This window comes from Streptomyces sp. NRRL F-5135, from assembly GCF_000719775.1.
GTDB classification, from domain to species: domain Bacteria; phylum Actinomycetota; class Actinomycetes; order Streptomycetales; family Streptomycetaceae; genus Streptomyces; species Streptomyces hebeiensis.
This window is the reverse complement of the sequence record NZ_JOHR01000002.1, coordinates 161,483-175,941: the sequence shown is the minus strand read 5'-3', so window position 1 is coordinate 175,941 and position 14,459 is coordinate 161,483. Positions and strand designations below refer to the sequence as shown.

General features: G+C 72.7%; 13 protein-coding genes. 3 read left to right on the top strand and 10 right to left on the bottom strand.

Features of this window, described 5'->3' with window-relative positions; all coding sequences use genetic code 11:
* Positions 1 to 193: 193 nt before the first annotated feature.
* Genes IG02_RS0104570 through IG02_RS0104525 form a run of 10 tightly spaced genes read right to left on the bottom strand, consistent with a single transcriptional unit; the run spans position 194 to position 10,428 of the window.
* Positions 194 to 2,032: an NADH-quinone oxidoreductase subunit N gene (locus IG02_RS0104570; RefSeq protein WP_420707720.1), complete on the bottom strand. Its 1,839-nt coding sequence runs from the start codon at positions 2,030 to 2,032 to the stop codon at positions 194 to 196.
* Positions 1,963 to 3,627, bottom strand: a complete 1,665-nt coding sequence (locus IG02_RS0104565; protein WP_234314607.1) for an NADH-quinone oxidoreductase subunit M — start codon at positions 3,625 to 3,627, stop codon at positions 1,963 to 1,965. Before IG02_RS0104565 ends, IG02_RS0104570 begins: the two co-directional genes overlap by 70 nt.
* Before the next feature lie 27 nt (positions 3,628 to 3,654).
* Positions 3,655 to 5,661 (bottom strand): NADH-quinone oxidoreductase subunit L, encoded by a 2,007-nt coding sequence (locus IG02_RS0104560; RefSeq protein ID WP_030742119.1) that lies wholly within the window; start codon positions 5,659 to 5,661, stop codon positions 3,655 to 3,657.
* Entirely contained in the window at positions 5,658 to 6,041 is a 384-nt protein-coding gene (nuoK, locus tag IG02_RS0104555) for an NADH-quinone oxidoreductase subunit NuoK (RefSeq protein WP_030742118.1), read from the bottom strand. Before nuoK ends, IG02_RS0104560 begins: the two co-directional genes overlap by 4 nt.
* Complete coding sequence (locus tag IG02_RS0104550; RefSeq protein WP_078854197.1) at positions 6,041 to 6,679, bottom strand: NADH-quinone oxidoreductase subunit J; 639 nt, start codon at positions 6,677 to 6,679, stop codon at positions 6,041 to 6,043. The genes nuoK and IG02_RS0104550 overlap by 1 nt, the downstream gene beginning before the upstream one ends.
* Positions 6,676 to 7,272: a NuoI/complex I 23 kDa subunit family protein gene (locus IG02_RS0104545; protein WP_030742115.1), complete on the bottom strand. Its 597-nt coding sequence runs from the start codon at positions 7,270 to 7,272 to the stop codon at positions 6,676 to 6,678. Before IG02_RS0104545 ends, IG02_RS0104550 begins: the two co-directional genes overlap by 4 nt.
* On the bottom strand, positions 7,273 to 8,241 hold the full coding sequence (locus IG02_RS0104540) for a complex I subunit 1/NuoH family protein (protein ID WP_030742114.1): 969 nt from the start codon (positions 8,239 to 8,241) through the stop codon (positions 7,273 to 7,275).
* Positions 8,238 to 9,383 carry an NADH-quinone oxidoreductase subunit C gene (locus IG02_RS35905; RefSeq protein ID WP_078854196.1) on the bottom strand — a complete coding sequence of 382 codons (1,146 nt, stop codon included), beginning with the start codon at positions 9,381 to 9,383 and terminating at the stop codon, positions 8,238 to 8,240. The genes IG02_RS0104540 and IG02_RS35905 overlap by 4 nt, the downstream gene beginning before the upstream one ends.
* A complete protein-coding gene (locus IG02_RS0104530) occupies positions 9,380 to 10,006 on the bottom strand; it encodes an NADH-quinone oxidoreductase subunit B (RefSeq protein ID WP_030742110.1) in 627 nt (208 codons plus the stop codon). Before IG02_RS0104530 ends, IG02_RS35905 begins: the two co-directional genes overlap by 4 nt.
* Positions 9,997 to 10,428: an NADH-quinone oxidoreductase subunit A gene (locus tag IG02_RS0104525; RefSeq protein WP_037802254.1), complete on the bottom strand. Its 432-nt coding sequence runs from the start codon at positions 10,426 to 10,428 to the stop codon at positions 9,997 to 9,999. Before IG02_RS0104525 ends, IG02_RS0104530 begins: the two co-directional genes overlap by 10 nt.
* A gap of 232 nt (positions 10,429 to 10,660) precedes the next feature.
* Between IG02_RS0104525 and IG02_RS0104520 the strand changes: the two genes are divergently transcribed.
* The 3 genes from IG02_RS0104520 (at position 10,661) to IG02_RS0104510 (ending at position 14,409) form a co-directional block, all read left to right on the top strand.
* Positions 10,661 to 11,923, top strand: a complete 1,263-nt coding sequence (locus IG02_RS0104520; protein ID WP_078854195.1) for a sensor histidine kinase — start codon at positions 10,661 to 10,663, stop codon at positions 11,921 to 11,923.
* 210 nt (positions 11,924 to 12,133) lie between these two features.
* Positions 12,134 to 13,555, top strand: a complete 1,422-nt coding sequence (locus IG02_RS0104515; protein ID WP_037802253.1) for a sensor histidine kinase — start codon at positions 12,134 to 12,136, stop codon at positions 13,553 to 13,555.
* A gap of 194 nt (positions 13,556 to 13,749) precedes the next feature.
* Positions 13,750 to 14,409, top strand: coding sequence for a response regulator transcription factor (locus tag IG02_RS0104510; RefSeq protein ID WP_030742102.1), 660 nt, complete (start codon positions 13,750 to 13,752; stop codon positions 14,407 to 14,409).
* Positions 14,410 to 14,459: the final 50 nt, after the last annotated feature.

The window sequence follows — 14,459 nt, the reverse complement described above, 5'->3', positions numbered from 1 at the left end:
CCACTCCTCAAGTGGACCCTTCCGTACAGGTCAACGCGAGACGGACGGTTCGGGTTCCCCGGCGTGTCCGGACAGGGGGGTGCGCCGTCCGGGTGGCGGTACGGGCAGGCGCGGTGCCGCCGGACGGTACGGGTGCGGGTCGCCGCGGTGTCCTTACGGATGTCGCGTCGGGCGTGTCGCCCTCATGGGCGTCTCAGAAGAGACTCGTGTTCGCGAACCGCAGCACCAGTTGCGGGGCTCCGGAGAGGGCGAGACCCGCGACGGCCGTCAGGGCGATGGCGATCATCACCGGTATGGGGGTGGGGGTCGTGATGGATGCCGGAGCCGCTGCCGGTGCGGGAGCAGGTGTCGTGGTCGGAGTCGGTGTCGTGGTCGGAACCGGGGTCGCGGGAGAGGGCGCGGCGCCTTCCTCCGCGGGCTGGAAGAGGACCGCCGTCCACCGGAGGTAGTAGTACAGCGCGATCACCACATTGACGGCCATGACGACGGCCAGCCAGCCGAGTCCCGCGTCGACGGCGGTCGAGAAGACCGTCACCTTGGCGAACAGACCGACGATCCCCGGGGGCAGCCCGGCCAGGCAGAGCAGGAAGAAGCCGAGGGCCAGGGCGGCGAGCGGACGGCGGGCGTAGAGGCCCCGGTAGTCGGAGAGGCGGTTCAGCGGCTTCGTACGGGCCACCAGGGCGGCGACGGCGAAGGCACCGAGGTTGACGACGGCGTACATGAGGGCGTACGCGACGGTGGAGCCGATCCGTTCGCCGCCGAGGCCGCCGGCGCCCGCGCCCGCCGCCTCCCTGGCCCCGGTTCCGGCTCCGGTGCCGTACGCGGCGGCGGCGATCGGTACGAGGAGGTACCCCGCCTGGGCCACGGACGACCAGGCGAGCAGTCGTACCGCGCTCCACGCGCGCGTGGCCGACTGCCGGAGCGCGCCGGCGTTCCCCACGGTCATCGTGAGCGCCGCGAGGACCGCGAGGACCGGGCCCCACACGTCGCCGTACGAGGGGAACGCGACGACGGCCACCAGGATCAGGCCGGAGAAGCCGACCGCCTTGCTGACCACCGAGAGGTACGCGGCGATGGGCAGGGGCGCGCCCACATAGGTGTCGGGAACCCAGAAGTGGAACGGCGCCGCCGCCATCTTGAAGGCGAAGCCGATGAGGGTGAGCGCCACGCCCACCGCGGCGAGGGTGGTCAGCGGGCCGGGCACCTCGCCCAGCCGACCAGCGATCCGGCCGAGGTGGAGGGTGCCGGTCGTGGCGTACACGAAGCTCACGCCCAGCAGCGTCACGGCCGTCGCCGTGACGGAGGACAGGAAGAACTTGAGCGCGGCCTCGGAGGAGCGCCGGTCCCCGCGCCGCAGCCCGACCAGCGCGAACGCGGGCAGGGAGGCGACCTCCAGGGCGACGACGAGGGTGGCGAGGTCGCGCGAGGCGGGCAGCAGGGCGGCGCCCGCGGCGGAGGCGAGCAGCAGGAACCAGTACTCGCCCGCGGGGAGTTTCCGGCTCTCGTGGAGCGAGATCAGCGCGGTGAGCAGCGCCCCGCCCAGGACGAGCAGTTGGATGACCAGGGTGAAGCGGTCGGCGGTGTAGCTGCACGCGCCGGCGTCGGTGGTGAGGCAGAAGGTCGAGCGGTCGTCGCCGCGCAGCGGTACGAGCGTGATCAGCGCGGCGAGGAGCCCGGCGATCGCCGCGCCGCCGAGGAGGGGCTTGCGCCGGTCCGGTACGAAGAGGTCGGCCACGAGCACGACGAGCGCGGTGACGGCCGTGAGGGTGGGCGGCGCGACGGCGAGCCAGTCGATGGACTGGACGAGACCGGCGGCGGTGTCGGCGGTGCCGCTCGCGACGGTCGCGTAGGCGTCGTAGGCGCTGCCGGGGGCAGCGTGCACGCTGTACGCGGCTTGCGCGCCGTGCCCGACGGCGTGCGCGGCGCTCGCGGCGCTCTGTGCGGCGCTTTCTGCGACCACGGTCACGACTTGCCTCCTGCGAGGAGCTTCTGCACGGCGGGGTCGGTGAGTCCGAGGAGGGCCGCGGGCCAGAGCCCGGCGAGAACGGTCAGCGCGGCGAGGGGCGTCCACGCGGCGAACTCGTAGTTCCGTACGTCGGGCAGGTGAGGGGCTTCCCGCGCCTGCGCGCCCATGCACACCCGGCGTACGACGATCAGCAGGTACGCGGCGGTGAGCAGGGTGCCGAAGGCGGCGATCACCATGAAGGTGAGGAAGGCGGGGCGGCTGAGCCCGGCCGCGGGGCGGAAGGCGCCGAACATCGCGAGCATCTCGCCCCAGAACCCGGCGAGGCCCGGCAGGCCGAGGGAGGCCACGGCGGCGAAGGCGAGCAGCCCGCCCAGGCGCGGGGCCCGGCCGTAGAGCGCGGCGCCGGTCGCGCCGGCGAGCGTGTCGAGGTCGGCCGTGCCGTACCGGTCCTTGACGCCTCCGACGACGAAGAACAGCAGGCCGGTGATCAGGCCGTGGGCGATGTTGGCGAACAGCGCGCCGTTGACGCCGGTGGGGGTCATGGTCGCGATGCCGAGCAGTACGAAGCCCATGTGGCCGACGGAGGAGTAGGCGATCAGGCGCTTGAGGTCGCCGCCCGCGCCCTCCTTGGCGAGGGCGAGGCAGGCGAGGGAGCCGTAGATGATGCCGCTGACGGCGAGGGCCGCGAGGTAGGGCGCGAAGGTCCGCATGCCGTCGGGGGCGATGGGCAGAACGATGCGGACGAATCCGTACGTACCCATCTTGAGCAGCACGCCGGCGAGGAGCACGGAGCCGATGGTCGGCGCGGCGGTGTGGGCGTCCGGCAGCCAGCTGTGCAGCGGCCACATCGGGGTCTTCACCGCGAGCCCGAGTCCGATCGCCAGAACGGCGATGACCTGCACGGACGTGGTCAGGCCCCGGCCGTTGTCAGTGGCGAGTGCCACCATGTCGAATGTGCCCGCTTCGAGCCCGATGAGAAGCAGGCCGAGCAGCATGACCACGGAGCCGAGCAGCGTGTAGAGGATGAATTTCCAGGCGGCGGCCTGCCGTCCGCCGGGCACTCCTTCCGAGCCGCCCCAGCGGGCGATCAGGAAGTACATCGGGATCAGCACCATCTCGAAGGCCAGGAAGAAGAGCAGCAGGTCGAGGACGGCGAAGGTGGCGAGCATGCCGGACTCGAGGAGGAGCAGCAGGGCGACGAACGCCTTGGACGAGGGGCCGTCTGCCGGTGCGGGGGCGTCCGTCGTCGCGGAATCGGCCGTCGTCGCGGGGCCGTCTGCCGGTGTGGCGTCGTTCGGCGTGGGCGCGTGCCGCCGGCGGTCCCGCTGCTTGAAGTAGGCGTAGAGCGCGCAGAGGAAGGTCAGCAGGGCGGTCAGGACGAGAAGGGGGAGGGAGATGCCGTCGATGCCGAGGTGGATCCGTACGTCCAGGGCGGGGATCCAGCTGATGTCCGTCGTGGCCTGGATCCTCGACGGGTGGTCGCGGTCGAAGCCGAGGGCCAGGACGATCGCGGCGGCGAGGACCGCGCCGGTCACCGTCACGCCGTGGCGGAGCACGGCCTGGTCGGGGCCGGTGCCGCGCAGTCCGGGCGGGGCCGGCAGGAGCGCCGCCACGGCACCGACGAGCGGGCCGACGACGATCAACGCGAGGAGGAGCTGCATCACGGATTCACTGATATCGATCACGGCTCACGCTCCGGCGGCGACGAGGACGGCGGCGATCGCCAGGACGACGGAGCCGGCGAGCAGGGCGCTGAGATAGGTCTGCACGTTGCCGGTCTGGGCCCGGCGTACGGCGGCGCCGAGCCGGCGGGTTCCGGTGCCCGCGCCGCGTACGTACGTGTCGACGACCTCGCGGTCGAGGAAACGGACCAGCCCGGCCGCCGCCGACACGGGGCGTACGAACAGGTGGTGGTACAGGGCGTCGAGGTGGAAGCCGGCCGCGGCGTGGCGGTGCAGCGGGCCGAGCAGCAGCCGGCCGGGGTCCGCCGGGTCGGGGGCGGCGGCGATGTTGCCGTAGGCGGGGGTGTGGGTCTCGATGGCTTCCGCCTCGGAGAGCGCGGGTTCGGCGTCGGGGTGGGCGGCGACGGCCCCGAGGGGGGTGCGGGCGGCCAGCGCCGTGGTGTGCCGCCAGCAGCCGTAGGTGACCAGTCCGCCGACGAGGGCGGCACCGGTGCCGAGGACGGAGGTGGTGAGGTTCGGCGCGAGGTCGCGGCCGTCGAACCAGCCGGCGAGCCGGCCGACCGTCAGGCCGAGACCGAGGGAGGGGACGGCCAGCAGCCACAGGACCGCGTTCATCGACAGGGGCTGCTTGCCGTGGTCCGGGGCCTCCTCGCCCCGGCCCCGGAAGGCGAGCAGCCACAGGCGGGTCGCGTAGGCGGCCGTGAGGAGGGCGGTGACCAGACCGGCGAGCAGAACCGTCCAGCCGGCGGCGCCGGGCGCCGTGGCCGAGCCGTCGAGGGCGGTGTGCTCGGCGGCGACGAGGACGGACTCCTTGGAGAAGAAGCCGGCGAAGGGCGGGATGGCGGCGAGAGCGAGCAGACCGACCGTCATCGTCCAGTAGGCGTCCGGGATGCGCCGGACCAGGCCGTGCGTCCGGGACATGGCGGCGAGCGAGTTGGTGCCCGCGGCGTGGATGATCACGCCGGCGCCGAGGAAGAGGAGGGCTTTGAACGCACCGTGCGAGATGAGGTGGAAGACGGCGGCGCCGCGGTCCCCGACGGCCAGGGCGCCGGACATGTAGCCGAGCTGGCCGATGGTCGAGTAGGCGAGCACGCGTTTGATGTCGTCCTGGGCGATGGCGGCCAGCGCCGAGCCGACCATGGTGATCGCGGCCAGCACGGCCAGCACGGCCAGCGCGGCCGTCGAGGCCGCGAACACGGGGAGGAGACGGGCCACGAAGTAGATACCGGCGGCGACCATGGTCGCGGCGTGGATCAGCGCGGAGACGGGGGTGGGGCCCGCCATCGCGTCGGGCAGCCAGGTGTGCAGCGGGAACTGGGCCGACTTGCCGACCACTCCCGCGAGCAGCAGCAGCGCGACGAGGGTGGGGTTGCCGAGACCGCCGTCCGCGACGGTCCGCAGGACCCCGTCGATCCGGAACGTGCCGGCGTCGGCGGCGAGCGCGAACAGACCGATCAGGAAGGGGACGTCACCGAGCTTGGTGACCAGGAACGCCTTGAGGGAGGCGGCGCGGGCCTCGGGCGTCTCCCAGTAGTGGCCGACGAGGAAGTACGAGCAGATGCCCATGATCTCCCAGCCGACCAGCAGCACCATGAGGTCGCCGGAGTAGACGACGAGCAGCATCGCGGAGGTGAAGAGGGACACGAGCGCCGCGTACGAGGGGTAACGCGGGTCGCCACGCAGGTAGCCCGTCGAGTAGATCTGCACGCACGAGGCGACGACACCGACGAGGACGGCGACCAGGGCGGCGAAGCCGTCGATGTACAGGGCGAGGTCGATGGGGACCGAGCCGGTGGGCGTGAGCTGGGTGGCGGCCTCCAGCGGCGCCTTCCCGGCACCGGCGCCGCCGCCCTGGCGTATGGCCACGACGACGGCGAGCACGGCCGCCGCGAGCGTGGGCAGCACGGCCAGGGGGCGTACGAATCCGGGCGCGGTCCGGCCCAGCAGCAGCCCGGCGGCGGCGCCCAGGAACGGCAGGAGGGGGACGAGGACGGCGAGGGTCGTGGTCGTCACGCGGTGGCCTCGGCCTTCTCGTCCTTGGGCGCGGGTGCGGCGGTCGGGTCGTCCGGGGAGGTGTCGTCGTCCGGGCCCTCGGCGTTGTCGCGGAGCCGGTCGACGTCGGAGGTGCCGCGGTTGCGGTAGACCATCAGGACGATGGCCAGGCCGATGCCGATCTCGGCCGCGGCGATGGCGATGACGAAGAGGGTGAGCGCCTGGCCGGCGTGGAGCGTGTCGCGGAGCCAGACGTCGAAGGCGACCAGGTTCAGGTTGACGGCGTTGAGCATCAGCTCGACGGACATCAGGACGAGGATCGCGTTGCGGCGCGCGAGCACCCCGTACAGCCCGGTGGCGAACAGGAGGGCCGCGAGGACGGCGGGATAGGCGAGATGCATCAGCGCTGCCGCTCCTTGTCGCTGCCGTGGCCGCCGTCGGAAGCGCCGCGCTTGCGGGAGAGGACGACGGCGCCGACCAGGGCGGCCAGGAGGAGGACGGACAGGGCCTCGAAGGGCAGTACCCAGTTCTGGAACAGCATCCGCCCGGTGACCTCGGTGGAGCCCTGGGCGGGGCCGCCGAGGTCGATCCAGGTCGTGCGGAAGGCGTCGACGACCACCCAGACGAGGGCGGCGGCCGCGGCGACGGCCACCGCCAGCGCGGCCGGGCGGTTGCCGGAATCGGCGTCCGGGGAGCGGCCGACGGGCGCTTTGGTCAGCATGAGTCCGAACAGCAGGAGGACCACCACGGAACCGAGATAGATCAGGACCTGTACCCAGGCGATGAACTCGGCGGTCAGCAGGAGGTATTCGACGGCCAGGCCGCCGAGCGCCACGACCAGCCAGAGGGCCGCGTGCACGAGTTGCCGGGTGGTGACGGTGACGAGGGCCGCGCCGAAGGTGACGAGGCCGACGAGCACGAAGGCGATCTCGACGCCGGTCGGCGACAGGAATCCGGGACCGGCCGCCGGGGCCGCCGGGTGCGTGCTCGTCGCGGTGGCCGCGGTCGCCGCTGTGGCCACGGTCGCTGCGAAGGTCACTCGCCGCCCTCCTGTTCCCGTTCGCGCCCCGGAGCCTGTGCCTGTGCCTGCTCCTGCCGCTGCGCGGCCGCGAGTTTCCCGGCCTTCTCGGCCGCCTTGCGCGCGGCGCCGATCTCTTTCGGCTCCTCCGCTCCCGGGTCCAGGGCGGGCGGCTCGGGCACCGTCCACATCCACTCGCGGAGCTTGTCCCGCTCGTGGGTGAGTTCGCGGATGTCGGTCTCCGCGTACTCGAACTCCGGCGACCAGAACAGCGCGTCGAAAGGACAGACCTCGATGCAGATACCGCAGTACATGCAGAGCGAGAAGTCGATGGCGAACCGGTCGAGGACGTTGCGGCTGCGCTCGCGGCCGCCGGGGGCCGCGGCGGGGACCGTCTCCTTGTGGGAGTCGATGTAGATGCACCAGTCGGGGCACTCACGGGCGCAGAGCATGCAGACCGTGCAGTTCTCCTCGAACAGCCCGATGACCCCGCGGGTACGGGGCGGGAGCTCGGGCAGGGCCTCCGGGTACTGGTGGGTGACGGACTTCCTCGTCATCGTCCGCAGGGTGACGGCCAGGCCCTTGGCCAGGCCGGAGCCGGGAATCGAAGGCATTTAAGCGATCGCCACCTTCACGATGCCGGTGAGCGCGATCTGCGCGAGTGCGAGGGGGATGAGGGTGGTCCAGGCGAGTTTCTGCAACTGGTCCTCGCGCAGCCGCGGGTAGCTCACCCGCAGCCAGATGACGACGAACGCGAGGACGGCGGTCTTGAGCAGTGTCCAGACCCAGCCGAGCCCGTCGGCGCCGAACGGGCCGTGCCAGCCGCCCAGGAAGAGGACGGTCGTCAGCCCGCACAGGACGACGATGCCCGCGTACTCGGCGAGCAGGAACAGCGCGAAGCGCAGTCCGGTGTACTCGGTGTACGCGCCGAAGATGATCTCGGAATCGGCGACCGGCATGTCGAAGGGAGGGCGCTGGAGTTCGGCGAGACCGGCCACGAAGAAGACGAGGGCGCCGACGATCTGCCAGGGCAGCCACCACCACTCGAAGGCGCCGACGATGCCGGGCAGCGAGACGGTGCCGGCCGCCATGGCCACGGAGGCGGCGGCGAGCAGCATCGGCAGTTCGTACGCGAGGAGTTGCGCGGCCGTACGCAGACCGCCGAGGAGGGAGAACTTGTTGGCCGAGGCCCACCCCGCCATCAGCGATCCGAGTACGCCGACGCCCATCACGGCGAGTACGAAGAAGATGCCGGCGTCGACGACCTGACCGACCGCTCCCTCGCCGGGGCCGATCGGGATGGCGACCAGGACCAGGAGGTACGGCAGGAGGGCCACGGCCGGGGCCAGTTGGAAGATCCGGCGGTCGGCCTCGGCCGGGACCACGTCCTCCTTCTGGACGAACTTCACGCCGTCGGCGACGAGCTGGGCCCAGCCGTGGAAGCCGCCCGCGTGCATGGGGCCGAGGCGGCCCTGCATGTGGGCCATGACCTTGTGTTCGGTCTGCCCCACGACCAGGGGGACGACCAGGAACACGGCGAAGACGACCACCAGCCGGAGGGCGACGTCGAGTGCGTCGTTCACGCGTCTCCTTCGGGACCTTCGGGACGGTCACGGTCGGGTCGGTCGCTCTGCGAGCCGTTCTCGGGCCTGTCCGTCTGCGGGTCGCCCGCCCCCGGGCTGTCCGTGCGCGGGCTGTCCGTGCGCGGGCTGTCCGTGCGCGGACCGTCGGTCCGCGGACCGTCCCGCTCGGGCCGGTCCGCGAAGGCCGGACGGGGGCTGTGCCAGGGCGCGTCGGACGAGGAGGGCGGCGCCTTCCCGGCGGGCTCAGCGGTCCCGGCGGGCTCGGCGGTATCGGTGGGTTCGGGCCGTACGCCCGTCCCGGACGGTGCTCCCGTCGCGGCGCGGCTGGGGGCTCCCCCCGCGGCGCGGCTGCCGGCCGAGCCCTCGGACGCGCTGCGCGTCCGGCGGGCGGGGCGCTCGCCGGCCGCTCCCGTCGCCCGGGCGGCAGCGCCGCCGGCGGCCCGGGCACCGCGCGCGGGACGGGCCGGGGCCGGGGGGAGCTGCCCCTTGAGGGGGCCCCACTCGTTCGGGTCGGGGACTCCGGGCGGGAGCATCTGGCGGCGCTTCGGCCCACCGTGCTCGGACTCCCCCGGCTCCTTGGCACCCGGCCAGGCCTTGGCGACCCGCGCCGCGAGGACGAAGTCCTTGCGCAGCGGATGCCCCTCGAACTCCTCGGGGAGCAGCAGGGGAGCGAGATGAGGGTGGCCGGTGAAAGAGACGCCGAACATCTCGTGCGTCTCCCGTTCGTGCCAGGCGGCACCCGCGTAGACGTGCACGGCGGAGGGCAGGACGGCCGCGTCGTGCGGCACGGTCGTACGGACCAGCAGCCTGCGCACCGTACCGTCGGCCAGGGCGACGACATGGGCGCAGACGCGGAAGCCCGTGCCCGGTTCGTCGACGGCGCTCAGCCAGTCGAAATAGACGCAGCCCAGCCGGTCGCGGGCGGTTTCGAGGGCGTCGAGCCACGACGCCGCGGGGACGTCGACCGTCAGCAGGCCGTAGGCCGACTCGGCCGAGGCGCCCTCGCCGAAGATCTCGGCGGCGGCGTCCGGCAGCCGGTCGTACCCGCCGCACGGCTCCTTCGGCGACTGCGACTCGTGCCGTGCCCGCGGTTCCTGCGGTGTCTGCGGCTGCTTCGGCTCCTGCTCACCGTTGGCGGTCATGGCGTGCCTCCCTCGCCGGGCGTCGGCGGGGCGGCGACCAGGCCGCTGCGCAGGGCGTCGACCGGCGTACGGGCGCCCTGCTGGGCGTACCGCTCGCCGAGCGACTCGCGGGCGATCTTCTCCTGGAGCTTGAGGATGCCCTGGAGCAGCGCCTCGGGGCGGGGCGGGCAACCCGGCACGTACACGTCAACCGGGATGATCTGGTCGACGCCTTTCGTCACGGAGTAGGAGTCCCAGTACGGTCCGCCGCAGTTGGAGCAGGCGCCGAAGGAGATCACGTACTTGGGCTCGGGCATCTGCTCGTACAGCCGCTTGACGGCGGGGGCCATCTTGTCCGTGACCGTGCCGGACACGACCATCAGGTCGGCCTGACGCGGACCGGGCGCGAAGGGGATCACGCCGAGCCGCATGAAGTCGTGGCGGGCCATGGAGGCGGCGATGAACTCGATGGCGCAGCAGGCGAGCCCGAAGTTGAAGACCCACAGGCTGTAGCGGCGGCCCCAGTTCAGGACCACCTTCATGGGCTCGGGGGCCAGCCGGGAGAGCACGCCGAGGCGCCTCGGCTCCGGCAGCGGCACGCCCGTCGGCTCGGGCGGCGACTCGGGAGCGGGGGTCACGTCCATTCCAGGACGCCCTTCTTCCATGCGTAGAGCAGTCCTACGGCGAGAAAGCCGAGGAAGACGAACATCTCGACCAGGGTCGTCGCACCGTACCCGGGGGCGGCGAAGACGGTGGCCCACGGGAAGAGGAAGACCGAGTCGACCGCGAAGATCACGTAGAGGAACGCGTAGACGTAGTAGCGGACCTGGGTGTGTGCCCAGCCCTCGCCCACGGGGTCCACGCCGCATTCGTACGTGAGCATCTTCTCCGGCGTCGGCACCACCGGCCGCAGCAGTCGGCCGGCTCCGAAGGCCACGGCGACGAACAGCACACCGACGACCGCGAGCAGACCGACCACCGAATAGCTCTGGAAGTACTCCGACGCGAGAACGGTCGGTTGCGACACGTCCGCCCCTCGCTCCCTGACTCCGTAGCGCTTCTTCAACGATCTGTACTCACGGAGTCTAGGCCCTGCCAAGGGGGGCCCGGGCAGGGCCGTCTCTCCGGGAGCTCAGGCGGGGCTCAGGCGGGGCTCAGGCGGGACGCAGGTGGGCTCGGACGGGACTCGGGTCGAGCTCAGGTGGGACTCGGGGGGAGCTCAGGTGGGGTTATCCCCACCGAGCCGCACCCAGCACCCCCATGGCTCGCGTCGGGGAAGCCGGGCACGCTTGGTTCCCATGACAGCGAGAAGCGGCTCCCCCGGCGGCGCCCCCACGAACTCCATCGGCTTCCCCACGGGTTCCGCCGACTCCCTCACGGGCTCCGCCGGATCCCCCGGGGACGACGACCGGCCGCCGCCCGTCCGTCCCGCGTACGCCCCGCAGACGTGGCGGGAGATCGGGTATCTCCTGCTGAACCTGCCGTACGTGGTGATGGGGTTCGTCTACGCGGTGTGCACCACCGCGCTGGGGGCCGCGCTGTCGGTGACGGTGATCGGGGTGCCGCTGCTCGTGCTCGGTCTCGCGGGGGCACGGGGACTCGGCCGGGCGGAACGCGCCCGGGCCCGGGCGCTGCTGGGCGTACGGATCGACGAGCCGAGCCCGCTGAACGGGCGTAAGAGGGGCCACCGCCCACGGGGACCGCTGAACCGGCTGTGGACCGGCCTGAAGGATCCGGTGGCGTGGCGGACGGTGCTGTTCTCGTTCATGCGGCTGCCGTGGGGAGCCGTGACGTTCGCCGTCACGCTGGTGGGCCTGCTCGTGTTCTGGCCGGTCCTGCCCTACGTGGCGCGTGCGCTCGCGAACGCCGACCGGGCGATGGTGCGCGGGCTGCTGTCCCCGTCGGACGAGCTGGAACGGCGCATCGCCGAGCTGGAGTCGGACCGGGGCGTGGTGGTCGACACGGCGGCGGCCGACCTGCGCCGGATCGAACGGGACCTGCACGACGGCGCCCAGGCCCGGCTGGTGGCCCTGGCCATGGGGCTCGGCCTGGCGAAGGAGAAACTGCTGGAGGACCCGGAGGCGGCCGCCGGCATGGTCGACGAGGCCCACGGCGAGGTGAAACTGGCCCTTCAGGAGCTGCGCGACCTGGCGCGCGGCATCCACCCGGCCGTCCTGACGGACCGGGGTCTGGACGCGGCGCTGTCCGCCGTCGCCTCACGCTGCACGGTTCCAGTCGTGGTGAACGTCGACCTGCCGGAGCGGCCGGCCGAGGCGATCGAGGGCATCGCCTACTTCACGGTCTCCGAGCTGCTCCAGAACGTCAGCAAGCACAGCGCGGCGCGTGCCGCGTCCGTGGATGTGTGGCGGACGGACGACCGGCTGCTGATCCAGGTACGGGACGACGGGCGCGGCGGCGCCCGGCCGGCCGGCGGTACGGGCATGGCGGGGCTGGCCGAGCGGCTCGGCGCGGTCGACGGGCTGTTCGTCTGCGACTCGCCGCCCGGCGGGCCGACGGTGGTCACGGCGGAGCTGCCGTGGCGGCGTCGCCCGGGGGCGTGAGGTGGCACCCGGTCTTCCGCCGGGGGTGGGGAAAACCCGAACGAAAGAGTGAGAACGACCTCATGGCGCGGGGTCCGCGGGCCCGGAAGCATGGAGGACATGGAGGACATGGACGGAGGTTCACCCGCTTCTCCCCCTTCTTCCCGCTTCTTCCCAGTTCCCTCCCCGCTCTTCTCCCCGCTCCCGCATCCAGGCAGAACGGACCTCACGATGGCCACGGACACCCACCTGAACGGGTACGACGGCAGGTATGACCGAACGTACGACAGGAACGACGGGGAGTATGCCGGGAACCGCGGCGACTCGTACGGCGGCGGGTACGGCGCGGCTCGAGGGCGGCGCCATGTCCTTCCCCCGGCACTGCGCGCGCCGGTCGAGGGGCGCACCTGGCGGGCGTTCGGCCATCTGCTGCTGAGCCTGCCGATCAGCGTGCTGATGTTCGTCTACGCCGTCACCATGTTCTCGCTCGCCGCTGGGCTGCTCGTCACGTTCCTCGGCGTCCCGGTCCTCGCCGCGGCCCTGGCCGGCTGCCGTGGTTTCGGAGTGCTGGAGCGGGCCCGGGCCCGGGCGCTGCTGGGGCTGAGGATGACGGAACCGGCTCCGGTCAGGGGGCGCAGGAGCGGGCTGCTGCCCTGGGTGGGCGCGGTCCTCAAGAGCGGGGTGTCCTGGCGCCACCTCCTCTACGCGGTGCTGCACATGCCCTGGGCGGTCTTCGCCTTCGTCGTCTCCCTGACCCTCTCGGCCGCGGGCTGGTCGCTGCTCCTCTATCCGCTGTGGCAGTGGGTTCTCCCCCGCCATCTCGGTCAGGACGGTATCGCCCTGTACAGCGACGGCAGGGGGAACGGCCTCTTTCTCGACACCCCGTTCGAGATAGCCGCCACCAGCGCGATCGGGCTGGTGCTCGTCCTCCTCTCCTCATGGGTGATCCGGGGCCTGGCGAGCGTGGACCGGCTGCTGATCGCCGGGCTGCTCGGGCCGTCCCCGCTGGCGGCCAGGGTCTCGGAGCTGGAGTCGGACCGGGGTGTGGTCGTGGACACGGCGGCGGCGGACCTGCGCCGGATAGAACGGGAGCTGCACGACGGCGCCCAGGCCCGGCTGGCGGCCCTGGCCATGGATCTGGGGCAGGCGAAGGAGAAGCTGCCGACGGACCCGGAGGCCGCGGCGCGCATGGTCGGCGAGGCGCACGGCGAGGTGAAGACCGCGCTGCGGGAGCTGCGCGACCTGGCACGGGGGATCCACCCGGCGGTGCTCACCGACCGCGGTCTGGACGCGGCGCTGTCCGCGGTCGCCTCACGCTCCGAGGTCCCGGTGGCCGTGGAGGTCGAGCTGCCCTCCCGCCCTGCCCCGGCGATCGAGGGCATCGCCTACTTCACGGTCTGCGAGCTGCTCCGGGACATCGGTGAGCGCGCCCGGGCCACCCGGGCCACCCGGGCCACCGTGGATGTGTGGCGGGCGTCGGACCGGCTGATGCTCCAGGTCACAGACGACGGCAGAGGCGGTGCCGACCGGACGGCGACCGGCGGGCCGACCGGCCTGGCGGAGCGGCTGGACGCGGTGGACGGGATCCTCGTGACCGACTCCCCGGACGGCGGACCGACGACGGTGACGGTGGAGCTGCCCTGGCGGACCTGAGCCCCGCGGCGCGCGTCGGCCTCATGCGCACCGGCCCCGCCTGCCCGTCCCCGTACGGCTCCGGGGCCGCCCCGCCCTCGGCCCGGGCATGGAGCGGTCCGGATGCTGGGATGCTGTGGGAGGGGCGGGATTCGCTCGCCCCTCCAGGGGCGGACAGATCTCAGCCAGGGGGCTTCGACGTCGTGAACGACAAGGTGCGGGTGGTCATCGCCGAGGACTCCGTGCTGCTGCGGGAGGGCCTGACCCGGTTGCTGACCGACCGGGGGCACGACGTGGTCGCCGGGGTGGGGGACGGGGACGCGCTGGTGAAGACGGTCGGTGACCTGGCGGCCCAGGGGTTGCTGCCGGATGTGGTGGTCGCGGACGTACGGATGCCGCCGACGCACACCGACGAGGGGGTGCGCGCGGCCGTGCGGCTGCGCCGGGACCATCCGGGGGTCGGGGTGCTGGTCCTGTCGCAGTACGTGGAGGAGCGGTACGCGACGGAGCTGCTGGCCGGCAGCAGCAGAGGGGTGGGCTACCTGCTCAAGGACCGGGTGGCGGAGGTCCGGGAGTTCGTGGACGCGGTGGTACGGGTCGCCTCGGGCGGGACCGCGCTGGACCCGGAGGTGGTGGCCCAGTTGCTGGGGCGCAGCCGGAAGCAGGACGCGCTGGCGGGGCTGACCGCCCGGGAACGGGAGGTGCTCGGCCTGATGGCGGAGGGGCGGACGAACTCGGCGATCGCCCGGCAGCTGGTGGTCAGTGGCGGCGCGGTGGAGAAGCACATCAGCAACATCTTCCAGAAGCTCGGCCTCTCCCCCAGCGACGGCGACCACCGCCGGGTGCTGGCGGTGCTGACGTACCTGCGCAACTGAAGCGGGATCGCCGCGGACCCCCTGGCCCCGTGAGCACCGGCCCGGGAAGC

What these genes read in the sequence shown, in the direction of transcription:
- IG02_RS0104545 (WP_030742115.1), bottom strand. Translation starts at nt 7,272, where the DNA reads ATGCCTTCGATTCCCGGCTCCGGCCTGGCCAAGGGCCTGGCCGTCACC.
- IG02_RS0104515 (WP_037802253.1), top strand. Translation starts at nt 12,134, where the DNA reads ATGGCCACGGACACCCACCTGAACGGGTACGACGGCAGGTATGACCGA.
- IG02_RS35905 (WP_078854196.1), bottom strand. Translation starts at nt 9,383, where the DNA reads ATGACCGCCAACGGTGAGCAGGAGCCGAAGCAGCCGCAGACACCGCAG.
- nuoK (WP_030742118.1), bottom strand. Translation starts at nt 6,041, where the DNA reads ATGCATCTCGCCTATCCCGCCGTCCTCGCGGCCCTCCTGTTCGCCACC.
- IG02_RS0104565 (WP_234314607.1), bottom strand. Translation starts at nt 3,627, where the DNA reads ATGCAGCTCCTCCTCGCGTTGATCGTCGTCGGCCCGCTCGTCGGTGCC.
- IG02_RS0104530 (WP_030742110.1), bottom strand. Translation starts at nt 10,006, where the DNA reads ATGGACGTGACCCCCGCTCCCGAGTCGCCGCCCGAGCCGACGGGCGTG.
- IG02_RS0104520 (WP_078854195.1), top strand. Translation starts at nt 10,661, where the DNA reads ATGACAGCGAGAAGCGGCTCCCCCGGCGGCGCCCCCACGAACTCCATC.